Origin of the sequence: Colwellia sp. BRX10-1 (assembly GCF_014077545.1) — a bacterium.
Lineage (GTDB): Bacteria > Pseudomonadota > Gammaproteobacteria > Enterobacterales > Alteromonadaceae > Colwellia_A.
Window position 1 is genome coordinate 39,095 of record NZ_JACGWC010000021.1, and the last position, 25,684, is coordinate 64,778.

Annotated in this window: 19 protein-coding genes; 12 read left to right on the plus strand and 7 right to left on the minus strand. The window is 36.2% G+C overall.

The window, feature by feature from the left end:
- Positions 1–269 precede the first annotated feature (269 nt).
- The 7 genes from H4J75_RS15115 (at position 270) to H4J75_RS15140 (ending at position 9,579) form a co-directional block, all read left to right on the plus strand.
- Positions 270–2,468 carry a malate synthase G gene (locus H4J75_RS15115; protein ID WP_182222594.1) on the plus strand — a complete coding sequence of 733 codons (2,199 nt, stop codon included), beginning with the start codon at positions 270–272 and terminating at the stop codon, positions 2,466–2,468.
- Positions 2,458–3,294: a bifunctional allantoicase/(S)-ureidoglycine aminohydrolase gene (locus H4J75_RS15120; RefSeq protein WP_182216246.1), complete on the plus strand. Its 837-nt coding sequence runs from the start codon at positions 2,458–2,460 to the stop codon at positions 3,292–3,294. The genes H4J75_RS15115 and H4J75_RS15120 overlap by 11 nt, the downstream gene beginning before the upstream one ends.
- A gap of 232 nt (positions 3,295–3,526) precedes the next feature.
- Positions 3,527–3,655 carry a hypothetical protein gene (locus tag H4J75_RS20255; protein WP_259366418.1) on the plus strand — a complete coding sequence of 43 codons (129 nt, stop codon included), beginning with the start codon at positions 3,527–3,529 and terminating at the stop codon, positions 3,653–3,655.
- Positions 3,656–4,133: 478 nt separating this feature from the next.
- Positions 4,134–4,490, plus strand: coding sequence for a response regulator (locus H4J75_RS15125; RefSeq protein ID WP_070373777.1), 357 nt, complete (start codon positions 4,134–4,136; stop codon positions 4,488–4,490).
- 8 nt (positions 4,491–4,498) lie between these two features.
- Positions 4,499–5,122, plus strand: a complete 624-nt coding sequence (locus tag H4J75_RS15130; RefSeq protein ID WP_182222595.1) for a chemotaxis protein CheX — start codon at positions 4,499–4,501, stop codon at positions 5,120–5,122.
- 7 nt (positions 5,123–5,129) lie between these two features.
- Entirely contained in the window at positions 5,130–7,175 is a 2,046-nt protein-coding gene (locus tag H4J75_RS15135; RefSeq protein WP_182222596.1) for a response regulator, read from the plus strand.
- Between the two features lie 574 nt (positions 7,176–7,749).
- On the plus strand, positions 7,750–9,579 hold the full coding sequence (locus H4J75_RS15140; RefSeq protein WP_182222597.1) for a monovalent cation:proton antiporter-2 (CPA2) family protein: 1,830 nt from the start codon (positions 7,750–7,752) through the stop codon (positions 9,577–9,579).
- Between the two features lie 104 nt (positions 9,580–9,683).
- Here H4J75_RS15140 and H4J75_RS15145 read toward each other — a convergent pair whose 3' ends face one another.
- The 5 genes from H4J75_RS15145 to H4J75_RS15165 form a co-directional block, all read right to left on the minus strand.
- Positions 9,684–10,238: a carboxymuconolactone decarboxylase family protein gene (locus tag H4J75_RS15145; protein WP_182216257.1), complete on the minus strand. Its 555-nt coding sequence runs from the start codon at positions 10,236–10,238 to the stop codon at positions 9,684–9,686.
- 391 nt (positions 10,239–10,629) lie between these two features.
- The gene (locus H4J75_RS15150; RefSeq protein ID WP_182222598.1) at positions 10,630–11,232 is read right to left on the minus strand and encodes a TetR/AcrR family transcriptional regulator; all 603 of its coding nucleotides are present in this window, start codon (positions 11,230–11,232) and stop codon (positions 10,630–10,632) included.
- A 182-nt stretch (positions 11,233–11,414) separates the two neighbouring features.
- The gene (locus tag H4J75_RS15155) at positions 11,415–12,650 is read right to left on the minus strand and encodes a M56 family metallopeptidase (RefSeq protein ID WP_182222599.1); all 1,236 of its coding nucleotides are present in this window, start codon (positions 12,648–12,650) and stop codon (positions 11,415–11,417) included.
- Entirely contained in the window at positions 12,643–13,017 is a 375-nt protein-coding gene (locus H4J75_RS15160) for a BlaI/MecI/CopY family transcriptional regulator (protein WP_182175629.1), read from the minus strand. The genes H4J75_RS15155 and H4J75_RS15160 overlap by 8 nt, the downstream gene beginning before the upstream one ends.
- A gap of 668 nt (positions 13,018–13,685) precedes the next feature.
- Positions 13,686–15,755 carry an MFS transporter gene (locus H4J75_RS15165; RefSeq protein ID WP_220465330.1) on the minus strand — a complete coding sequence of 690 codons (2,070 nt, stop codon included), beginning with the start codon at positions 15,753–15,755 and terminating at the stop codon, positions 13,686–13,688.
- Positions 15,756–16,242: 487 nt separating this feature from the next.
- Between H4J75_RS15165 and ribA the strand changes: the two genes are divergently transcribed.
- Complete coding sequence (gene ribA, locus H4J75_RS15170) at positions 16,243–16,839, plus strand: GTP cyclohydrolase II RibA (RefSeq protein ID WP_182216265.1); 597 nt, start codon at positions 16,243–16,245, stop codon at positions 16,837–16,839.
- Between the two features lie 375 nt (positions 16,840–17,214).
- Entirely contained in the window at positions 17,215–17,592 is a 378-nt protein-coding gene (locus H4J75_RS15175) for an RNA-binding S4 domain-containing protein (protein ID WP_070373769.1), read from the plus strand.
- A 448-nt stretch (positions 17,593–18,040) separates the two neighbouring features.
- Here the strand turns inward: H4J75_RS15175 and H4J75_RS15180 are convergent, their stop codons facing one another.
- On the minus strand, positions 18,041–19,072 hold the full coding sequence (locus tag H4J75_RS15180; protein ID WP_070373768.1) for a LacI family DNA-binding transcriptional regulator: 1,032 nt from the start codon (positions 19,070–19,072) through the stop codon (positions 18,041–18,043).
- Positions 19,073–19,168: 96 nt separating this feature from the next.
- Positions 19,169–20,644, minus strand: coding sequence for a sucrose phosphorylase (gene gtfA, locus H4J75_RS15185; protein ID WP_182222601.1), 1,476 nt, complete (start codon positions 20,642–20,644; stop codon positions 19,169–19,171).
- 180 nt (positions 20,645–20,824) lie between these two features.
- On the opposite strand from gtfA, the gene H4J75_RS15190 reads away from it, so the two are divergent.
- The 3 genes from H4J75_RS15190 to H4J75_RS15200 all read left to right on the plus strand — a co-directional run bounded on the left by H4J75_RS15190 (position 20,825) and on the right by H4J75_RS15200 (position 25,669).
- Entirely contained in the window at positions 20,825–22,054 is a 1,230-nt protein-coding gene (locus H4J75_RS15190) for a sugar MFS transporter (protein WP_182222602.1), read from the plus strand.
- Positions 22,055–22,221: 167 nt separating this feature from the next.
- Positions 22,222–24,645 carry a TonB-dependent receptor domain-containing protein gene (locus H4J75_RS15195; RefSeq protein ID WP_182222603.1) on the plus strand — a complete coding sequence of 808 codons (2,424 nt, stop codon included), beginning with the start codon at positions 22,222–22,224 and terminating at the stop codon, positions 24,643–24,645.
- Positions 24,646–24,712: 67 nt separating this feature from the next.
- Positions 24,713–25,669 carry a carbohydrate kinase gene (locus H4J75_RS15200; RefSeq protein ID WP_182222604.1) on the plus strand — a complete coding sequence of 319 codons (957 nt, stop codon included), beginning with the start codon at positions 24,713–24,715 and terminating at the stop codon, positions 25,667–25,669.
- Positions 25,670–25,684 lie beyond the last annotated feature (15 nt).

Here is a 25,684-nt window from a genome sequence, read left to right on the forward strand (position 1 = left end):
GGTCAACTTTTCGGTAAATTTCAGGTGATCTTGAGATGATTATTAAGGTGTTTTATTAAGCATAAATGTTGTTTGATGTTAATAGAGTTGACTCAAAGGTAAGTTGTCAACAATTGTGTGTACAATCTCTTGTCTTTATTGACAGGTGTTGTGAATTTGTATACATTCATCAGCATTGCAGCTTTAGATAAAGACGCTTATCAGCGCAGACCTCAACAGATAATTAACATAACAATCAAAGTATAATTAAGGAATAAGTGGTTAAGGAAATGACAATATATCAACAGAAAAACTTGCTAAAAGTAGATATTGATTTAGTAAAATTCATAGAAGAAGAGGTTTTACTCGGCTTAAACATCTCTGCTGATAATTTTTGGAAATCCTTATCAACAATCACTCATCAATTAGGGCCTGAGAATAGAGCCTTATTAGTAAAACGCACTCAATTTCAGGAACAACTTGATGATTGGAATCTCGCGCATCAAGATAATTTTGATATTGAGGAATATAAACAATTTCTTTTTGATATAGGCTATTTAAGCCCTGAAGGTGATGACTTTCTTATCACCACAAACAACGTAGATAGTGAAGTAAGCTCACAAGCTGGACCACAACTTGTTGTTCCCGCCGCCAACGCTAGATTTGCATTAAATGCCGCTAATGCTCGCTGGGGAAGTTTATACGATGCCCTTTATGGAACTGATGTCATTAGTGGTGAAGATGGCGCTGAGAAAAAAGCAACGCATAATCCTATTAGAGCAGCAAAAGTAGTCGCTTACGGCCGTGAATTTTTAGATGATCACTTTCCACTCATCAACGGCTCACATCATCAGTCATGTGCTTATACTATTGACAATAAAAAGCTTTTAGTCACTTTAGTTGATGGTCGTACTTCACTATTAAAAAATACAGAACAATTTATTGGCTTTCAGGGGGATAAGAATAAGCTCAGCTCAGTTTTACTTAACCATCATGATTTACGTGTGGCGATAGAAATAGATGCAAGCTCAGCTATTGGTAAAACAGACGCCGCAGATATAAAAGATATTACTTTAGAATCAGCATTAACCACAATACAAGACTTTGAAGATTCGGTAGTTGCGGTAGACGCCAAAGAAAAGATTCATGTTTATCGTAATTGGTTAGGGCTAATGAAAGGTGACTTAAGTGAAACTATTGATAAAGCCGGTAAAATAACTCAGCGAGTATTAAAAGCTGATAAAATTTATCAGGACCTTAACGGTGGCAACTTGAATTTGCCAGGACGCAGTTTATTATTCTGTCGAAATGTTGGCCACTTAATGACTAACGCTGCAATACTCGATCAAGAGGGCTTCGAAATTCAAGAGGGCATCATGGACGCCATGATAAGCACCTTAATAGCCTTACACGATTTACAAAAAAATAGTATTCACCGTAACTCAAGAAAGGGTAGTGTCTATATTGTAAAGCCTAAAATGCATGGCCCTGATGAAGTGGCTTTTGCTAATAAACTCTTTAATGCTGTTGAAGATGGTTTAAATCTTGATAGATATACCATTAAAATTGGGGTAATGGACGAAGAACGTCGCACAACAGTCAACCTGAAAGAGTGTATTAGAGCCGTAAAAAATCGCGTTGTATTTATTAATACTGGTTTTTTAGATAGAACGGGCGATGAAATACATACCAGTATGTTACTAGGTCCCATGGTGTTAAAAGGTGATATGAAAGCACAACCCTGGATTAAAGCCTACGAAGATAGGAATGTAGATATAGGTTTAGCCTGCGGTTTTTCCGGTAAAGCACAAATTGGTAAAGGGATGTGGGCTATTCCTGATGAAATGGCTGATATGATGAAAATGAAAATTGCTCATCCTTTATCAGGTGCTAATACGGCATGGGTTCCATCACCAACCGGGGCTACCTTACATGCTATACATTACCATCAAGTGAATGTATTTGAGGTACAGAGTAGGATTGCGCAAAGATCTCGTGCTCGTTTAAATGATATATTAACAGTACCCTTATTAAAAAAACCTGAGCAATTGGGTAAAGAGACGATTGAAAAAGAGCTTAATAACAATGCCCAAGGTCTATTGGGTTACGTAGTTCGTTGGGTTGATTTAGGCATGGGCGCTTCAAAAGTCCCCGACATTAACAATGTTGGCTTGATGGAAGATAGAGCGACATTACGAATTTCTAGTCAGCACATTTGTAACTGGCTAGCCCATGGTATCTTATCTGAGTCTGAAGTGAGGTCTTCCTTAGAAAAAATGGCGGTTATTGTTGATCAACAAAATGCCCATGACCCTTTATATCAGCCAATGTCTGCTAACTTTGCAAGTAGTTTAGCTTTTCAAGCAGCATTAGATCTTGTCTTTAAAGGGAAAACACAGCCCAATGGTTATACCGAGCCTTTACTTCATGCTTACAGGAAAGAATTTAATGAAGCCCAAACAACAAGGAAAAACGAAAATGTCAAATAAAAGTACATATTATGCGCCTACAGGTGGATTACCACCACAAACACAATTGATCTCTGATCGCGCTATTTTTACCGAAGCTTACGCAATTATTCCTAAAGGTGTGTTAACCGATATTGTTATCAGTTATTTACCCTTTTGGAATAATATGAGGATGTGGGTGCTGGCTCGTCCATTGAGTGGCTTTTCAGAAACTTTTTCTCAATACATAGTAGAAGTAACACCAAACGGCGGCTCTGAAAAACCAGAACTTGATGAAAATGCTGAAGGTGTACTCTTTATTGTTGAAGGTGAAATGGATGTTACTATCGAAGGGACAAATCACCATATGACATCAGGCGGGTATGCTTATTTGCCTGCAGGTGCTCAATGGACACTTAAAAATAATAGTTTAGAAAATGTAAAGTTCCATTGGATCCGCAAAGCTTATCAAGTCGTTGAAGGCATAGATGCACCAGAAGCTTTTGTAACCAGTGACCATGAAGTTGAAGCTATTGAAATGCCTAATACCGGTGGTGTATGGAAAACCACAAGATTTACTGAGCAATCAGATATGCGCCATGATATGCATGTAAACATTGTAACTTTTGAGCCAGGCGGCGTGATCCCTTTTGACGAAACACATGTGATGGAACATGGATTATATGTTTTAGAAGGTAAAGCTGTTTATCATTTAAACGGTGAATGGGTTGAAGTAGAGGCGGGTGACTTTATGTGGTTACGTGCTTTTTGTCCACAATCTTGCTATGCCGGTGGCCCAGGTCCATTTAGATATTTATTATATAAAGATGTAAATAGACATATGCCATTTATACGTCCGAGAAGTTAATCTCTTCTGTGCTTATAGTTACTCTATACGTACTTTTTAGTAAAATATCGAATGTGATAATAATGTTGGATATTTTACTTTAGCCTCTGGCTAACAAGAGGCTTACCTATTTCAGTTAAAGGTATCCTTGTAGGCGGAATAGGGCTCTTAGCTGCTAACATCTACAAAAAAAACTATAAAGCCAGCAAAACATGATGCTAGCTACCAAGAAATGCTTGAGGTATGTCAATTAGTGAAGCTAACTTCATTTATTGATAGCTTATCGTTTGTTATTAATACTTGGCTAGGCTCTAAAAGTGTAGGATTATTAGTTGGCCAAGCACAACGATTACAGATTGCACCCTTGTTGTTACGTCCATAAAATGTGCTGATTTTAAACAAGCCAACCAAAGGACTAGATCGAGGCAAAGAAGAAGCGGTAATGATTAATATTCTCGCCCATGTAAGAAAACATAAACAGACGTTACTAGTTGCTACTCATTTTTGCGACGGATTTATATTTTTACATCAGGTTAATTTTATTGAAAGTTATATGCCAAGTATAAACTTTGATAACACGAATATTTATCATCTAGCCAAAACTTATGTTACCGGCATTACAGAAGTGTATTTAATCGCACCCCACATTTTTAACGTCGACTTACATGCTTTTAACGTTCCCTTTAGGCTCCTTGGCTCTAACCAAAACACTCCCATTAAAGCCTATGTTTTGAAAGTCACAGCTTCTTTTTATACCTTGCTCAAATTACTAATTATATTTCAATATATTAGCTTGCAAATAACCCCATTCGTTTATATGCTTTTATGAGACAGGTTATTAAAAATAATTGGGTATTTAAATGAGTAAAGTTGTATTAATTGTCGACGATAGTATTGTTTCTCGAATGATGCTTAAAGAAATTGTTAAATCTTATATACCTGGAGTCGACATCATTGAAGCTGGAGGTGGAGAGCAGTGCTTGAGCCAATTAACGGCGGAAAGTAAAATTGATATTGCGATTTTTGATTATAATATGCCTGGTATGACAGGTATTGAATTAATCTTTGCATTAGATAAGCTAATTTCAATTCCTAAGCGCGCTTTGTTAACCGCAAATATCCAAGATGAAATAAAACAACAGGCTGAGCAAGCAGGTGTTGTTTTTTTAATTAAACCGATTACCGAAGAACTCATTAGCCATTTTTTAAATAGTTAGGGAAGCATATGAAGGATAATTTATCTCCACTTGAAATTGATGCCCTCACCGAAATATTTAACATCGGTATTGGTAGAGCGGCCAACTCCCTGAATAAAATGGTATCTCAACCGGTTGATTTAACTATCCCAAAAGTCGAAATCGTCTCTAACAAAATAGCCAAATCTAAATTGAAGTTTGCTAGTGATACAGAAATCAGTGCTGTAATTCAACGATTTGAAGGTGACTTTAAAGGCCAAGCATTACTTATGTTTAGCAAAGAAAGTGGTTTGCAATTAGTTAGTACTTTACTTGGTAATAAGTTTCCACCCGAGGCTTTGTCTGATCTTGAGCAAGATTCTTTAGTAGAAATAGGCAATGTTATTTTAAATGCTTGTTTTGGAACGGTTATTAACTTTCTTAAATCCTCAATAAAAATTGAAATGCCAGAGTTTATACAAGGGGATATTAATAAAGTTTATGTGTATAGCAGCGAAAATGATTGGTCATTATATATAAAAGTTAAGTTCTCTTTACCCGATGATAATATTGAAGGTTTTATCTCTTTTATTATGGATATTACCTCGTTAGAGATTTTTCAAGAATCTGTGCGAAAATTTGTTTTTGGCATTACTAACAAAAGTGAAGCTTAGCTCTGCTATGAATAATTTAACAAAAGATATATTGTTTAGTTCTGTGAATGATCTTTCTCTTGGTATTATCATTATTGATGAAAACCATCAGGTAGTTTTTTATAATCAGTGGATAAAAGATCACTCTGTTATAGTCGATGATAAAGGTTTTGGTTGTAAACTTGGTGATATTCTAGAGGGGTTTAACTATTCCCGCTTAAGTGATGCATGCAATGAAGCATTAACGTTAGGATTGCCCACTAAACTCTCTAATACTTTTAATCCTAAACCTTTGGCGTTATTTCATAAAAGCCATGTTGGTGATAACGATTACCGTATACAGCAGCAAATATCGATTAAAAGCATCAATACTTCCCCGAATGAACGCTTATGTGAAATTCTGATCCAAGATGTGTCTAGTTCAGTAAAAAAAGAATTGATGCTGAAAAGTTTAGCCGATGAAAATAAGAAACAACAATTAAAAGCTGAATTAGCCAATCGGACTAAGTCACAATTTTTGGCTAATATGAGTCATGAAATTAGAACGCCAATGAACGGTGTTTTAGGCATGCTAAATTTATTATCAACGACCAAGCAAAGTCAAGAACAAGCTCATTTTACTCGACTAGCACATTCAAGTGCCGATACCTTGCTTCATATCCTAAACGACATTCTAGATTTTTCAAAAATAGAAGCAGGTAAACTTGAAGTTGAATTGATTACTTTTGACCTTTTAAGAAATTTAGGCGATTTGGTTCAGTCTTTATCGATGAATAGCAAAGATAAAAAATTAGAAATTATTCTTGATGTCACCGATGTTGGTCATCAAATGGTCATCGGTGATCCTGGTAGATTAAGACAAATCATTACTAACTTAGTTGGCAATGCAATAAAGTTTACCCCCACGGGTGAAATTGTTATTAAAGCAAAGACAGTTTTAAATGACAATGGAGATATAAAACTACATATCAGTGTCATAGATACAGGAATAGGTATACCAGCGGATAAATGTTCAATACTTTTTGATGTGTTTACCCAAGTCGATGTATCGACAACACGAGAGTATGGTGGCACAGGTTTAGGCTTGTCTATTGTAAAGCAATTATGTGAATTAATGGGGGGAGGCATTACTGTTAGTAGTGTCTTGGGTCAAGGCAGCGAATTTAGTTTTAATATCCAATTAAAACCTAGCACAGAAGAAGTGCAAACTCAGTTAGGTACTCATTTAAATGGAATTAACATTTTAGTTACTGATGATAATCTTACTCATCTTGCCGTGCTTAGCAAACAATTGGGTCTTTTGGGGGCTGAAGTTATTCAAGCTGACAGTGGTAGTAAGGCATTGGCTATATTGAAGCAATACGATAGCCATTATTTTGCTATGGCTATTATTGATATGCAAATGCCGAGCATGTCAGGTAGTGAGTTAAGCGCTGAGATTAGAAAAATTAAGTCACTTGATAAGCTTAAAATAGTGATGTTAACTTCAATGGATCAGATTGTTAAAGGTCCTTTGTCATCAACGTCAGGAACTTCAGATTATTTATTAAAACCTGTGGTCATTGATGAGTTACTTAATATCTTAGATGTTACGCTTAACAAGAGACAGATATTAAAAAATACGGCTGGCGTTTCAGCTAGCCTTGGAAGTAATATGTTAGACAATAAAAGTCAGACCACTAAAGCAAAAATATTGTTAGTTGAAGACAACCGAATTAACCAACAAGTCGCTTTAGGTATATTAAGAAAGTTTGATTATTCTATTGATATTGCAGTCAATGGTGTAAATGCAATTGATATCTTAGAGAAGAAAGATCCAGAACATCCTTATGATCTTATTTTAATGGATTGCCAAATGCCAGAAATGGATGGCTATCAAGCCACTGAACATATAAGAAATAATATGGATAGTGTCTTGTTCTCGACTATCCCTATTATTGCAATGACGGCAAATACTATGAAGGGTGATAAAGAAAAATGCTTAGCATCGGGTATGAATGATTATATTTCTAAACCGATAAACCCTAAACTGTTGGAAGAGAAAATTAGTTACTGGTTGAACAAACTTAATTAATTTTAGTAACCAAGTAGTGATTTTCTTGCTAATAAAACAGAAAAATAAAAGCATAGGCCACTTTTTCAATACATTAACTTTTTAAAGTATCGCTAAAATTAATTATCATCGCTCATTACTTATTTTATCTGAGCACTATCAAAAACAACATTAGCAGTAAAACTAAATGTTACTGTTAGTGCGATACAAGAGCTTCACCATGAAGTAAACCAATATATGCCGAGCAACATTGTCTAATAACGTTGCTAACGGTATATATATGATCATATTTGCATATTGACGCTTGAATTCCTTCACATAATGCAGTGTTTTTTTTGATAAGCGGGCAACTTTAGTCTCTCCAGTCGAGACTGAGGGATAAGTTACTATGGTGATGTCATACAATCGTTATTTACACTATTAGTGCTGTTATCGTCATCATTAAACTTCAAGTGACAATTTTACTTCTCGCCTATAACTCTGTACTAGACTATCGCATCAGCTTTAAAATATTGATAAAATACGTATAACTTAGGCGACTAATCCTCAACTTTAACTATTCAATAACGCCCTAGTGAAAGGAGTACATGTAAAGATGTTAGAAATAGCGGTTATATACTTAGTTGCAGCACTTGTTGCAGTGCCAGTGGCAAAGAGACTCGGCTTAGGTTCTGTTTTAGGTTATCTGTTAGCGGGAATTTTAATTAGCCCTAACTTACTCGGCTTGGTTGGCGATCAAACCAGTGTTATGCATTTTGCAGAGTTTGGTGTTGTGATGATGCTATTTTTAGTTGGCCTAGAATTACAACCGGCCAGACTATGGAAATTGCGTCACTCTATTCTAGGCCTAGGCGGCTTACAAGTTATAGCAACAACCACGCTTATTTTTGCACTTTGTTTTTATCTATTCAGTTTGCCTTGGCAAACATCGTTAGCAATAGGGTTGATGTTGGCATTGTCTTCAACGGCGATTGTTTTGCAGACATTGACAGAGAAGGGTTGGATCAAGCAAGACGCGGGGCAAAATGCTTTTTCGGTACTCCTGTTCCAAGATATTGCGGTAATCCCTATTCTTGCGATATTACCACTCCTTGCCTTTCAAGACTTAAGTGCAGCAAAGTCTTCTGGCCATAGTTTGATTGCTCACTTACCCGTTTACGGTCAAGTGGGGATTTCTCTTGCAGTTATTGCAGCCATTATTTTAGCGGGCAAATACATCTCATCGCCATTATTTCGTTACATTGCTGAAACAAGGTTACGTGAAATTTTTACCATTGCGGCATTACTATTAGTTATTGCCATTGCACTGATTATGGAAAAAATAGGTTTGTCTCCTGCGTTAGGTACATTCTTAGCGGGTGTTGTACTAGCTGAAAGCGAGTTTAGGCATGAATTAGAGGCTGATATTGAACCCTTTAAAGGATTATTGCTTGGTTTATTCTTTATAACCGTAGGTGCTTCGATAGACTTTCCTCTTCTTTTTGATAAAATTACCTTTGTTACGCTAACGGTATTAGCCCTTATAACGATTAAAGCACTGGTTCTTTTTGTGTTGGCACATTTTTTTAAGATGAAAGGCAGTCAAAAGATACTGTTCACTTTAGCTTTAGCACAAGGAGGTGAATTTGCGTTTGTTTTACTTTCATTAACAACTAATCTACTTATTACCACACCAGAACAGACTAAGTTAATTACACTTATCGTTGCTATATCAATGCTTTGTGCACCATTATTATTGATTCTATATGAGAAGGCATTGGCGAGAAAAACTTCTGCCACACCTGAATTTGATGCGATAAAAGACCTCGAACCCACAAAAAATGTCATTATTGCTGGTTATGGACGTTTTGGCCAAATTATAGGACGTTTATTAACGGCTCAAGGCTATCATTTGTCGATTCTTGATCACAGTGCCAGCCAAATAGACTTACTCAGACGTTTTGGTAATAAAGTTTTTTATGGTGATGCCGCTCGACAAGATTTATTAGAAGCTGCAGGGGCCCAAAATGCAAAAATGCTGGTTATTGCTGTAGACGAGCCCGATAAAACATTAGATATTATTAAACTGGCTCATAAGCACTATCCACATTTAAAAATTCTGGCACGCGCTGTTGACCGACGACACGCTTATCAAATTATGCAGCTTGGGGTAACAAGTCTTAAACGAGAAACTTTTGACTCTGCCGTTAATTTTGGTATTGAAGCATTGGTGTTACTTGGCAACGATCCGGTTGAATCCGCTAGAGCAGGAGAAATTTTTGCCGAACATGACACTGAGTCAATGACAATTTTGGCTGATAAATGGGGTGATGATAAAAGTTATGGGGTAGCGGTTAAACAACGTAGCGAAGATTTGAAACAAGTATTACAAAACGATAAAATTGAGCAAAATAAACTAAAAACTTGTCAAAAAAACAACCAATAAAAGTGCTAATAAATCGATATTATTAGCACGTTATTAATGTATTTAGCATTTATTTGGGGAATGGTCAGTAGGATAATTAACTTAGCTATTCCCCCTAGCGCTACTTATGCATTTTTCTGCCATGCAAATTCTTTGAATGGTGCGTCTGTTGGCGTACTCGCAATGTGATTGGTATAGTTACTGATCACTTTTTGAGACAGGCCTAATATTATTTCTAATATTTGCTGTTCGCCATACCCAGCTTCTTTAAAACTGGCTAATTCTGTATCACTAACGTGTCCGCGATTACGAACAATAATCAAGGTCATATCTTGAAGTGCTTGTAACTTCGCGTTTGGCATTGGTGATTGATTACGCAAAGCCTCAGTAATTGCAGCATCAACTTTCATTGAATGAGCAATAGCCGTGTGTGCTGGTACACAGTAATTACAGCCGTGCTCAACATTTATTGTTTGCCAAACAACAGTTAATTCTTCTGCATCAAATGAGGTATTTGTAAATAGCTCATGAAGTTTTTGATATGCTTCAAGAAGTTGTGGTGAGCTAGCGAGTACACCATGTAAATTTGGTAACATGCCAAAAGCTTTAACTGAGCCTTCTAAAAGTGTCTTACTTGCTTGTGGAGCAGATTCAATCGTATGTATTGTTAAAGTTGTCATTTTACTTTCCTTATCATTAATTTAATTTTATTGATCAGATTAAAAATTCACGGTGAATAAGTACTTCACGTCTATGGTGCTTATTTAAAATATGTACCGATCGGTATGTCTTGATTTTTGTATTGTACCGATCGGTATATTAAAGTCAATCGTAATTAATGAAATAAATTTTATCTATTTAAAGGTCTAGAGGTTTAGGCCATGTTAAAGAGTAAACAACGTGTTTATGTATTCTGATTAACGAAAGGGTAATTAAAAGTGAACTGAAAGTCTTGTCGTGCCTTATTGGGGGAAGGTAAAACTTTAAATGCCCAGACAAATAATGGTAAATAACGCATTATTGTTGGTTGTGTATAGCCTTGATATTTCGTTTTTAAAAAGAGTGATATCTTTAGTTAACGCCGATACCTTTAAGCATACTATCTACAGTATATTCTAGTTGTGATTTAGCTACGCCAGAACGAGCCATAGAGGCAGTGCCTTTTAAAAGCGTATATACGCTTAAACTGTTTGCGTCGGCATTTTTATTTAGCCCTAAAGCGATAGCCTCTAAGTCTTGATTAAAAAAATCGACATATAATTGTTTAGGAATCACTTCAGCATCTTTGAGTATCAATTTTGCTTGCTCAGGAATATCACCACTGACCAGTTCTGATTGACATAAAACTAAGTAGCATCCTTTTGCTTGCTCATCGCTACACTGCATAGTTACAATTGACATCATATGATTTTTCAAACGATTTTTTAGGGAAATATCAGGTGCAAATAATAACGCCATATGAGGTTTCATTTTAGTATCAATATAGCACTGTGTGGCTTTAACAAATAAGGCTTCTTTGTTACCAAAAGCACTGTACATACTTGGCTTGTTAATCCCCATCTCTTTTGTTAAATCGGTGAGTGATGCGCCAACATAACCTTTTTGCCAAAAAACATTCATCGCAGCATTTAATGCGGTAGTCTCATCGAAGGATCTTCTTTTACCTTTTATCACAATATTAACCTGTAAATTTAACTCAACTCATTGTACCTAACGGTACAGGCGCATTCAAGTAGCAAAAAATGGATAAGGTTATGGAAAGATTTACAGCAAAAGTGATTAATTCTACGATCGGGTATACTAATTTAAATGTAAAAAGGCTACCTAGGTAACCTTTTTAAAATATTACGCTAACTTTACTTAGTTATCTGAATACGCTCAATTAAGCTTTCATGTTTTGTATCTTTATTCATTGAAAAATCTAATTGAACTAACGCATTTTTTAACGTGTGGTCACTGACAGAGTATTTCCATTGCTTTAATGCCGTTAAGGCTGCTTGGTCAAATACACCGGCAGGCTTTGAATTTACGACCGCTACATTTTCAACCGCACCATTTGTCATTATATCAAACGTTAGTACTACTGAACCTTCTATATTGTCTTTTGCTGCTTGTTCAGGATAGCTAGGATTAACACGCTGAATAGGCTTAAGCTCAACTGACTTTGAGACTTTATCTCCAAGACTTTCCTGTTGGTTTCCTGCGTAACTTAATCCTGAGAGCAGAGTAACGGTGGTAAATATTACGGTAGCCAGTATTAATTTAGAGCTTTTTGGACGAGTTTTTAAATTGTTAATTCGTTCTAACATCATTTTTTTATCTCCATATTTCTTAAATGATAGTTGAGCAAATGCTAATGAAGGTGTCGACTGAGCCGCCACTAACAGCGCTTTACTATAGTTAATCCTGCTCTCTTTTGGTTTGCGCGCCAGAACGAGTTGATCACAGGAGAGTTCTTGATCTTGACGAAACCTAAAATAGCCGAGCCAAGCAAGAGGGTGAAACCAAAACAACGTTAAGCAAGTCAGCGCAATTAGGTTCCAATAAATGTCATTTCGATCAAAATGACAAATTTCATGTTCAAGAATTAGTTTTTGTTGCTCGGTACTGTAAAGCTCAAAAAAATCTTCTGGAATAATAAGTTTTTGCTGTACCAAACCCACCAACATCGGGCTATAAGTACCTGTACTTTGGTAGAGCAATATATTTGCGGGTAACACTAATGGCACCATAGACTTATTAATAGCGGTGAGCTGAAGGTGCTTGTTAAATATATGATAAGTTAACAAGCCATAAGTTATCATGGCAGCCACAATAATTAGCCAAATATAGAGAGCCCAAGACATAGAGAGGCTTTGTTTAAGTTCATCAGTTGGAGTTATCAAGTAACGTTTTATTTCAATTATTTTTGATAGGCTACTCTGCTGCCAAGGGAGTGGTAAACAATATATCACCAGCCCTAAGGGGACTATTAACCATAGTAAATAGGTATTACTAGCGCCTAAATAATGTATTAGCCATTTATGTCCAACTAACAATATAGTTAGCAACAATGTTAAGGGCAGTAATAAAGTAAAGAGGTTATCAATCATTGTCTTGCTCCCATTTTGTAATGAGAAGCTTTAATTCATCAATATCTTCTTTCTTCAAATTGTTTTTTTTAGCAAAACCAGCAACTAATGGTGATACTCTTCCTCTGAATAACCGTTCGATAAAACTTTGGCTTTGAACTTCCGTATAAGCATCTCGCTCAAGTAACGGAAAATAAAGATAATGGCGTTCTTGCTTTTCAAAACCTATCGCTTCTTTTTTTACCAGACGATTTATCAGGGTTTTTACTGTTTTATCGTGCCAGGGCTTATGTTTATTAAGTTGTTCAATAATGCTATTTGCTGTAGCAGGGTGTTGAGCCCACAAAGCTTCTAAAACTTCAAATTCTGTATTAGTAATTTCAGACATATTTAAATATTACAGTTGTAATCGATGCGTTGATATTACACTTGTAATCACAGCTGTCAAGTATCGAGATGTTAAAGGTATTTATATATTTCACTAGTAACCTGGTCTACATGTTTTAGTAGAGAGTAAAATCCCCTAGATATTTGCTGTATTTTACAGTCACTTTTTCTCGAATGAGATAGATAAATACCTAGAAGTTAAGCAAAGTTGGACGATATCAGCCATGGTAAGTCAATTTATAACACAGAATGAAAATAACTAAAGTGTTGTTTTTTTAGGCGCTTATTTAACTTAAGATACTGATTAGTATAGGTTTGTATAAATACAATATTGAGGCTTATTCTTTGTAGCTAGGGTTGGTTTAAAAAAAGGGTCATGCTAGGTCGTTATATTTATCTGTATAATTTGATAATACTAATGATTTTTCAGTTGTAACTAGTTATCTAGTAAAAATATTATTACATAATAAAGCTTAGTGAATTTCCTAATGCCAACAATGTCAGAGTTGTTGACGTTAAAATAATAACGTCTAGTTTTCGCTTAGTAGACAAAATTATCATTAATTCTTATATTGCTAACGTCAACAATTTTCATTCTAGGCCAATTACTTTTACTGATATTGGAGGTTTTAAGTTATAGCGTAATTGTTACTGCCGATTTATAAAACCTTACGAGGGTTTTTTATCAATAGAAGTGGTTAACTCGCTGTCTTCAATATCATCTGATTCTTGCAATATTTCAAGCATATCCGATGCAACCTCGGGGAAAGAATCGACAAAGGTACCGGCAATTTCTACTGCATGTTCAGGAATACTTTCAACCATATGGTTCACATAGTTATTGGCAGCATTTTCAATGTTTTCTGAGGTCTGTGCTGAGCCAGCTTGTTCACTGTCGATTAGATTTTGGACATAGGCTTCAGCAACATCACTTGATGATTCAGGTAGTGAATCTGATACCGTAAAGGCAAGCTCTGCTGATTGATCAGGAGCAACATCTGTTAATCGATTATAAAGCTCAGTTGCTGTATTTTCTGAGACCGCGGCGATTCTATCTATCGGTCGCATTGCATCTAAAGAATCTGATAAATTTGTCATGTATTCTTTGGTCATTTCTAGAAGTTCGCTTGGGTAGTCTTCGGCCATGTTTTCAGCGGCGAGTTCCATGACATTAATACCGTCGTCAGGCATTGTATTCGCAATAGCAACAATGATATTAGTGAATTGGTCAGGATACTCAGAGGTTATCCAATCAACTAATTGATTGGCTTTCTCAGGGCAAGCATTTGTTAAAGCTTGAGCAATATGAATACTCATTTGTGGTGCTGCCGAGGTTATTGCCGCATAAAGTTTACTAATGTCTATCGCGTCTATGGTACTTAATGCCGCGGCTAAATTTGAAGCGTTTTTGGGATCTCGAAGCACTAGCGCTTTAACCATGTTAACAGCCGCTGATGGGTTTTTACTTGCGAGGCTAATGGCAACTTCTACTTCTGGCGTTGTTTCAAATTGTGCCTCTGCATATTGTGTACGAGGATCGAGTTCCGATACTACACCACTGGGTGTTTGCATAACAAAACTTTCTTGTTCATCAAGTGGTAACGCTTTTCTTAGTTTCATTCGAATACTGATAAACAGTAACAGTGTTATCGCAACGATATTCATAAAACTAAATAAGGCACTGCTACCGAAAGTATCCATTACCATAGAAGCTAGGTAGGGGCCTAAAATGCTGCCCAATGCATAGATTAATAATAATGAACTCATTGCAGATAAAATTTGTTCTTTTAATACTTTATCAAAAGTCTCTGACATACTCATTGGATAAAGGCAGGCAACTAATCCCGTAATCAGCGCTACGGCTAACAAGGTTAGTTTGAACATATCTGAGGAAATAAGAAAAGGCACTAATAAACATAATACAATGAGTGTTGCGACCATACAGAGCATAACTTTTCGACGGTCAAAGTGATCTGATAAGTAGGCGATAGGGAACTGTAAAATGATCGCCCCAGAAATGGCTGTGCCCATAAAGATGGATAAATCTAAGCCGGCAATACCGTTGTTACTGGCAAAAATAGGCAGCATATTAATCAAAGCCGCATAGAGGACTCCACAGTAAAAACAACTAACCACACCTAAAGGAGATAACTTAAAAACAGTCATTAAAGACATTGATTGACTGTCTTCAATTTGTGGACCTTGTTGCTTACTAATAACGATAGGTGTGATAGACAAGCTAAATAAAATGCCGCAGATAACAAATAAAGTAATGTCATCAATAGGAGCGACATTTAATAAAAACTGACCAGAAAATAGTGCCGTCATTATCATCATCTGATTAATTGATAGTATGCGTCCTCTATTTTTTTCTGTGGCGCTGTGGCTTAACCAACTATCAAGTGTGGCATTGGTACAAACAATACAAAAGCCAGTGACAATTCTCATACACGCAAGCATTAATGGTTCTGGATACAGGCCTGAAAGTAAAATAGCGACGGAAGTTAAGCTACCACACATCGCGAATATTCTTATGTGCCCAACACGTTGTAATAACATACGGCTATAATATGCACCCAACAAAAACCCCACAGACAACATCGATAACACTAAACCAATATTGTTCATGCTCATTCCATCGCTCTGCATGCGCACAGGCAATAAAATATTACTGAGTCCATAGCCTAACATTAACAAGAAGCCACTTATTAATACTAAAATAAAGGGTCTGAGGGTCATTATCACAAGGAATACTCTTATCTATTAGCGGAACGCTTTAACGGTTTGAATGAACGTCATATTATTTAAAATTAAATAATATGACGTTCAACTATAAATTATTGATGTTACTTCAAAGCAACTCACAGACACTTAGTATACCAAGCGCATATTAGGGTTTACAGTGGAATAAGAAAAACAGATGACTAAAGTTAGTCTGTTCGTTCAAAATTCAATCGTTACCTTTTAAATCCCACGGTTATCTCAATATTTAACAGCACTAATGACTTATACACTTCGTTGTAGTAAATATATTTCAAGCTTAACTTATTAGCCGTATTAATCGATTATTGTTAATATACGCAGTGAATTTCTAACAGAGTGGACTATTTAAGCCAAAAAGTTGATTAACACTTGAAAGCTAGATAAATATCTCAATATGAATGTAACGAGTGGTAATATTTAAGGGGCTAATAACAGCGCCTTTGCTAATTTAATAAAGAAACCCATGAATAAAATACGTGCAAGAATTAATCTAAAAGTTGGATTACACAGTGATATCGACGCAGAAATCGCGACCTTTACAATGTTTGATGAAAACCATGAGCACATAGCGTTAATTTTTCAACAGGCCGATAAAAATCAGCAAGCACCACTAGTTCGTATGCATTCGGAATGTTTAACGGGCGATGTATTCCACTCTTCACGTTGTGATTGCGGTGAGCAGTTAGATGAAACTATCAACTTGATGAAAGAGCAGGGCGGAATTATTCTTTATCTTCGCCAAGAAGGTCGTGGCATTGGTTTATACAATAAATTAGATGCCTACGTATTACAAAGCCAAGGCATGGATACCTATCAAGCTAATAAGCACTTAGGTTTTGCAGAAGATGCCCGTAGTTTTGAAGATGCAGTGACTATGCTGCAAGCCTTAGCCGTTACAGATTTACGTTTGATCACTAATAATCCTAAAAAGATAAATGCCTTAAAAGATTATTTTAATATTGTCGAACAAGTGAATACGAGTTTGCATTTAAAAGATGATAATAACAATTATTTACGCACCAAAAAAAATCACGGTAAGCATGATTTAAAAATTGATTAAATAGTTAATCTTTAATTCCAAACCTATAAAAGTCCAACGGTACTTATGTACCAGTTGGATTTTTCTCTAAAGCATTGTATTAAATGCTTAAGCAGTCGATGGACTAAATCACTTTTAAGTAGTGCATTTAGCTAAATTCGTTACTCACTAACTAACTCAGTAGTATTAATTGTTAAAAAGGGAACGTTTATTAGATGTATAACCCAATAGTGAATTAAAAAGAAATAGTTAAATTTTAAGGTATTGCTACATTAAGTATTTACTGGCTATGCTAGCTTAACAATGCCCAGTGTCCTTAATATAATTCTTATTCACTAGCGGTTATATATGTTAGAATTCGACGATATTATTATTTAAAATTATTAGGCGTATTTCATGTCTGAACACACTATTATCGACATTTGTGTTGAACCTATAGAACTATGTAAATTACTCAAAATTGCCAATATGGTTGGTGGCGGCGGCGAAGCTAAAACCATGATCAGTGAAGGTAATGTTTTAGTAAATAATGAAGTTTCAGTTCAAAAGCGTAAAAAAATTCGCCGCGGCGATATTATCGAATATAACGGTAAAATTATTGAGGTCGCTTATAACCCGACTAAGAAATCAGCAGAGTTTATCAATTCTGTCGTTTCAGTAAGTCAGAATTCAAAAAAGAAAAAAAGAGCAAGAAGTAAAGCACCGGTTATTGCATCTGAATCTGTTACAAAACCATCGAGCGAGCGCCCAAAAAGAAAGTCTACAGCACTTTAATTTTTTTAAATTTCCTCCAAATTGAAAATAAATCGCAAATTTTTCATTGGGGGAAATCCATTTACAGTTACTTCAAGAAATGCCATTAATATTTTAGGGGATAAAACCTGGTAAAGCTACGGTTCATGTGTCCCAAACGTTAGCCCAGCTTACAATGAGCAATTAAAAAATCAGTTTTAATGACTTCTTGGTAAGTAAACCGGAAGTAAACTTGCTAATGTTCTTAAGGTCGGGTTCAAGCTGATTACTGCAATTTAACTTAAAAACTCACATCAATTTACAACTGAAATTTTGCCTAACATTTTTGCATGGCGTTAGGTCTACGGCGCTTTCGACCTATGCGAGATAGAGCTAAGAATGACTTCACCATAAAAATGCGATATAGCTAAAAATAATTGATTAGTTATCTGATTATAGTCATTAACGGTTATAAAAGGTGCCCTTGAGTTTAACAACTCCCTCCATGCTCTATATGAAAAGGAATTAATACAGAATCAGTCGCTCTATTGATAAAAAGTTCTGCAGCTTTGACACCCTTTTTTTCACTATTTTGATGCACTGTTGTTAAGGGCGGAGTAGAACGAAGAGCTTCATCGATACCGTCAAAACCAACCACTCTTATATCTTCAGGAATATTAAGTCCCATAGCGTTAATTTCTTTTATGGCAGCTAAAGCAATAAGATCACTCATACAAAGTAAAACATTTGGGCGAGGCGTTGATGTTAACGCTTCTCTAGCAGCAATTAAGGCAGAATGATGCTTACTTTCAGGTATGTTCCACACTCTATCAGCTCTGAGGTTAACATCTAACTCCTTGATTGCTCTTTGATAACCACTTAAGCGTTGATGAGCAATTGAACATTTAAAGTCTGAACTTGGTAAATCGTAAACACGACAAGTTACATTAGAATCGAGTAATCTCAAGCCAAGAATAGCGATGGCATCATCTGTTGACTTTATTGCAAGTTTCGCTATTTCATAAGCGGCTTGTTCATTGTCAATACCTACAGATGCTTTACGATCTATATCAAAATCTGCGGTAACAACTTTTTTTGTTGTCGTTCTTAATTGGTCAATTAACTTTGTATTACGTGGACTACCGTAACAAATAAAGCCATCAACAAAATCAGATACCGCGTTGATATTCTCAGAAGTGCCAGAAAACAATAACAAATTGACTTTACTTTTTTCTAAAACCGATGAAACACCTTTTACAAAATTACTCGCCACCGGATCTGTTATCATGTATTCAACACTGTCAGGTAGCACTAAAGCAACGATATTAAAGCGACCATTTCTTAACGATTGAGCCGCTTTGTTAGGTCCTGAATAACCCATTTTTTCACATGACTCGAGAATATCATCTCTACGCTTTTTAGATAGTTGATCGGGTCTGTTAAATGCATTAGAGACTGTTGCATTTGAAACACCGAGTTCTTTAGCAACACTTTTAAGCGTCCAAACTTTTTTATCTGTCATGATGACCTTTTTGATTACCTTAAAATTTCAGCAATTTACAATGTTCGCCATAGTATACTTAGTTCTATTATAAACTGAATATTAATTCATGAGCTTTCAGCTTAAATTAAGCAACATATTTAAACTAATAATGCGTGTGCTATTGTTTTCTATGATCTCAATTTGTGCGTGTCTGTCAGCTAAATCGACGATTAGCGTTGTACTGTCATCATCTTTTTGCCACTTCATTTCTAATGTTGAAACATTACTATTAACGGTAAATTCACCATTAAAAGCTTCAGTGTTATTACGTAATTTAATGAGACTAATTATTGCTTTGGTATAAGGCTTATTTAATGCTTGTTCAATGCGCTCATTATTTAGATAAGGGCGATTTATGTCTCGGCCAACATTTGTTTTAGATAATAATGTAATATCATTACCTTCAGCCAGTAAACCAGCGTAATACACCTGTGGTATGCCTGGTGAGAAGAATTGAATCGCTCTGGCAACTAAATAATCAAAGTCATTTTGCCCAAGTGCATCATAGTATGTACAATTTACTTGATATATATCTACATTACTTGCTGCAGCTCCTGTTGCCTTTTTACTTTCGCCAGCACTATTAAAATGAATTGTTTCAACCAGGTTATCGATTTCAACATCATCCAATAAACCAGCCTTACCATTCATTGGGCCAACATCAATAATACCAATGCCATCATGAGTATCCAACACAGTAATACAATTTCTTGGTGATATGTCTAGCCACTTAGCTAATGCGGTGAAGTTCTGACTAAAAAGACTGTGTAAAACCAGAGGAGGTAATGCAAAATCATAAACTCGGTCAACGCGTTTAGCTATTTCTATTTGAGTTTGATAATAGGAATGGATCTCTACAAGGGTTTCAATCCCCAGTTTATTAGCGATACTACTTAGCTCATCAATAAATTCAAAAGTTTCGTCAAGCATGAAACAACTTGTTCCCGCTTTTTTCAGTGCGTAACCTGCGGCATCTAAACGGATCATTTTAATATTATTTTCAGAAAATGTTGTTAAAATGCGTTTTAAATAGGCTTTCCCTATCTCAGATGTCACATCTATATCTATTTGATTGTCTGTAAAGGTAGTCCAAAAATCTGCGCTTTCATTATTAGGTAATGAAAAATGAGTAAAACAACTACCAGGCCTAGGACGATATATTTTGTCTTGTTGTGTAGTATTTAAACCGTTCGGGAAAACTTTATCTTTGGTTAAAAATAGTTCCCAAAAAGGCGATTTTTGACCGTTTTTTAATACATCTTTAAATTCTTCAGATTGGGCTGACATATGATTTACGATAAGATCAGCCATCAACTCATGATTTTTACCCAGCTCTTTTATATCATCCCAATTGCCAAGTCTGCTATCGACTTGGGTATGATCTATAGGGTCGAAACCAGCATCACTACCGTCTATTGGATAATAAAAGGGTAACAAATGAACACCGGAAAACAAATCTGAAAGTTGCTCATTTAACAAGTTGGTTAATGACTGGGTATCTGCTCCAGTGAGTCTATCAATGTAGGTGATTAGCTGAACATTATTTTTCATAAGTTTACCATTTAATTTTAAGTTGCATCTTAATCGATTAAGATCTATCTTTATATACAATATAGTATTAATCAAGAATAATTTAATTTTTCTTTAAGATGCTAAGACAAAATAACTAAATAGCGATAATTTTTTTTAGCTATCATTAACATAAAAAGTTTTATTAACTGGGGAAGAATAATGAACCAAACGAATAACTTAACACTAAGCCCACAACTATCTGAAGATGCGTCGGTAAATAGAATTAAACTTCTGACATATATGATGTTTTTTGTTTTTGCTATGACCTCGGATGCAGTAGGGGTTATCATTCCACAATTAATAGAAACCTATCAATTAAATCTAACACAAGCGAGTGCATTTCATTATGTGCCCATGATTTTCATTGCATTGAGTGGTTTGTTCTTAGGATACTTGGCCGATAAATGGGGGCGAAAAGCAACGATTGTTATTGGGTTGGCAATTTTCTCTATCGCATGCTTTTTATTTTCCTTAGGTAGTTCTTTCCTGTATTTTTTATCACTACTCGCTTTAATTGGCATCGCTATTGGTTTATTTAAAACAGGTGCGTTAGCGCTTATTGGTGACATCTCTTCGTCAAATAAAGATCATACGTCGACGATGAACAAGGTAGAAGGATTTTTTGGTATAGGTGCTATGGTGGGTCCCGCGATTGTAAGTTACTTACTTGTTGCTGGTATATCTTGGAAGTACTTATACATAAGTGCTGGTGTGTTATGCGCACTACTATGCTTGTCCGCAATGAAAACTAAATACCCGGTCAGCAAACCAAGTACGGAAGGGAAAATAAATTTAAAAAGCTCACTTAAAGTAATGAAAGACCCTTATGCGATGGGATTTTCATTGGCAATAGCGTTATATGTTGCCACAGAAGTTGCCATCTACGTTTGGATGCCAACACTCTTGGCTGATTATACAGGCTCTCTGGTTTGGCTGGCTACATACTCACTCACTATTTTCTTTGCTTTAAGAGCGGGAGGTCGATTTTTAGGAGTATGGATGCTAAAACATTTTAACTGGCAAACAGTGATGTGTTGGTTCTCGTTAGCCGTATTTTTGTGTTATTTAGGCACAGCAATAATGGGTGTTGAAGCAGCAGTTGTACTATTGCCACTTTCAGGTTTATTTATGTCGATGATATATCCGACCCTTAATTCTAAAGGGATCAGTTGTTTCCACCCATCAAAACATGGTGCTGTTGCTGGAGTTATTCTGTTTTTTACCGCTGTTTCTGCAGCAGTATCTCCACTTCTTATGGGCATTATCAGTGATCTGTTTGGTCATGTATCTTATGGTTTTTACTTAGCAACATTCTTTTCAGCTATTCTAGCGTTAGCTGCTATTTATAACCTGATAGCTGATCCCACTCAGCATAATCCTCAAAACTAAATCTTATTATTTATCAGTAGATTAATAAAAAAACAAAATTGAATATAAAAAATAACTTGCAAAATGACTGCTTCTTACACAATAATCATCTTAATCGATTAAGTTGGTCGTTTTAGCAGAAAGATTTTAAAATATAAAACATACTATAAAAAAACTTGGGGAAGTAAATGAAACATACAACATATAAAAAATTAATATTAAGTACATTGGCCATGGCTATATGCTCGAGCTTAAGTGCAGCGGAAACAACCAAAACGAAAGTAGAAAATAAAAAAGGCATCGATTTTGAGCGAATCGTAGTAACAGGTGCCACGGGTAAAGGCACAACAGTGATGGCATCAAGCGTTTCAGTAAGTACTATCTCTGGTGATCAAATAGAAGTAGCAGCACCAAGAAGTAGTGCAGAGGCATTTAGAAATATCCCCGGGGTTCGTGCTGAAGCATCAGGTGGCGACGGTAACGCTAACCTTGCGGTTCGTGGTCTTCCTGTAGCAGCAGGTGGCGCTAAATTCATGCAAATTCAAGAAGATGGTTTACCTATTCTACAATTTGGCGATATCGCTTTTGGTAACACAGATATTTTCTTACGCATAGATTCTACAATGGCTTCTATTGATGCTATTCGTGGTGGCTCTGCATCTACACTTGCTACAAATGCTCCTGGCGGCATAATTAATATCGTTAGCAAAAATGGTAAAACTGAAGGAGGTAGCGTAGCTACAACAATCGGTTTAGATTACGACTCTACTCGCACAGACTTTGAATTTGGTGGCGACATTAACGACTCTACCTATTTCCATCTTGGGGGGTTCTACCGTCAAGGTGAAGGTGTACGTGATACTGGTTATACGGGTAATAAAGGCGGCCAAATTAAAGCTAATATAACTAAAGAGTTCGATGCTGGTTACGTTAGACTTTATTTCAAACACTTAGATGATACAACAACCGCTTATTTACCTATGCCTGTTTATGCTGATGGTTCTTCAGTTGAAGGGTTTGATGCTTCAACTGGAACTCCGCACACTCCATATCACACCTCTATGATCACCACGGATGGTGCTGGAAATGGACGTCTTGCTGATATGCGTAATGGCATGAGTCCGAAAGTTGATGCGCTTGGTTTTGAAGCTGTATTTGATTTAGGCAATGACTGGTCTGTTGAAAACAGAATGAGAATTTCTCGCACTAAAGGTAGCTTTACTGGTCCATTCCCTGAAAGTATTCAAGGAAGTCAAGGCTTAGCTGACAGTATAGCAGGTGATGGCGCAACATTAACTTACGCAAATGGTCCACAAGCAGGTAATGCTTATACTGCTGATAACCTTATGCGTATTCACTCGTTTGATGTCGAAATGACTAACCTTGATTTTATGGTTAACGATTTTAAATTAACAAAAACGATGAACGACACGAGTTTTACATTTGGTTTATATAACTCATCTCAAACCATTCAACAATCGTGGTTATGGAATTCTTACTTATATGAAGTTAAAGGCCAAGATGCTGCGCTTGTTGATGTAAATGCCGCTGACGGTACTGAATTTTCTGACAATGGTGTTATTGGATACGGTGTTCCAGCTTGGGGTAACTGTTGTACGCGTAATTACGATCTACAATATGAAGTTTCTGCTCCATACGCAGCGTTTAGCACAAGTTTTGATAACATCAATATAGACGGTAGTGTTCGCTTTGACAGTGGAACAGCAACGGGGACTTTCGCAGGCGCTGCTCAATCGACCGTTGACATGAACGGTGACGGCAGTATTCATCAAATCGAAACGAGTGTTTCAAATGTAAACAACGCCGATGCTAACAATGTAAATTATGATTGGAGCTACGTGTCTTACTCTTTAGGCGCTAATATTCAAATTAATGACGACTTAGCTGCATTTGGTCGTATCAGCAAGGGGGCTACCGCTAACGCAGACCGCTTGGCTTTTGGTAAAATAGATGCTGCTGGTGTTGCAAAAGATGAAGATATTTATGATGAAGTAGATCAATTGGAATTGGGTGTTAAATTCCGTCAAGATAACTTGTCTGTCTTTGCAACAGCGTTCTTTGCACAAACGCAAGAGCAAAATTTTGAAGCAACTAGTCAACGATTTTTTGACCGTGAATATGAATCAAAAGGTATCGAAATTGAATCAACTTACTATGTTGGTAATTTTGATGTACGTGCTAACTTAACGTGGACTGATTCTGAAATAACTAAAGATTTTGTTAACCCAAGCGTTGTTGGTAATACGCCAAGAAGACAAGCCGATGTTGTTTACTCTATAACAGGTCGTTATAACTTCAATGAAGGTTCTGCGGGTGTTAACGTTATTGGCACTTCAGATTCATTTGCTCAAGATAACTTTGACCAAACTGATCCTAACGCACTTATTTTAGACGGTTATGTTCAAGTAAATGCCTTTGCTCAATACCGTCTTTCTGACGCATTTAGTGTTTCCTTAAATATTAACAATGTTTTTGAAACTGTGGGGATCACCGAAGCAGAAGATGCTACAGCTGCTTCTGCCAAAACTATTATCCGTGCAAGATCAATACAAGGTCGTTCAACGACTCTTACGTTTAAATACGAATTTTAATCCTAAATTATAATATTAGAAGTATTAACTAGCCCATTTAATATGGGCTTTTTTTCAAGGTGAATCTATGTTTTCTTTAATCAGTTATGGCGAAGTGTTGGTCGATTTTCTGCCAACGTCAGTCAATGACCCCAGTTACATTCCGTTAGCTGGAGGTGCGCCTGCCAATGTCGCAGTAGCTTATGCTAAGTTAGGTGGAGCAGGATACTTTGCTGGAGGTGTTAGTGAAGACAATTTTGGTAACATGCTCATGCAAGCATTAGAAAATGAAGGCGTTAATACCGATTTCGTTAAAAGAATAGCAGGCGCAAATACCGCTTTAGTATTAGTTAGCTTAGACTCTTGTGGTGAGAGAACATTTAATTTCTATCGTCATAATACTGCCGACATGCAATATGGCATCTCTCAAGTTGATAAAATTAACTGGCAAAACATGGGTTTTTTTCACTTTTGTTCAAACACCTTAACTAGCCAGCCAATGTATAGCGATACGCTTTATGCGATAAAAAATGCGAAAAGAAATAACGTATTAATTAGCTTTGATGTAAATTTACGCCAACAACTTTGGCAAGATTTATCCCTATTGATGTCACGCGTTGAAGCTTGTATCGAAGAAAGTGACATAGTCAAATTGAGTAAAGACGAAGCCGAATACTTAGCAAAAATAAAGCAGGTTGATGTCGATGTTTATGTACAATATTTACTATTACTTGGCGCTAAACTGATTGTCATCACCGATGGTGCAAACCCTGTTCAAGTAACTTGTGCTAGTTTTTCAATAATACTTAAAGTACCTAAAGTATCTCCCGTTGATACTACTGGAGCCGGAGATAGCTTTATTTCAGGTTTTCTATTTTCACTCGCTAAATCTGTGGAAGATGATGAAAGTATCGATACATTATATGAAATCATTGAGCTACGTGAACACGTTTCTGCTGCGGTGTTATTTGGCGCTAACTGTGGCGCTTTTACCTGTCAGAAAAAAGGGGCCTTCACGGCATTACCACACTTAACTGATATCTAATACTCGACATAACTT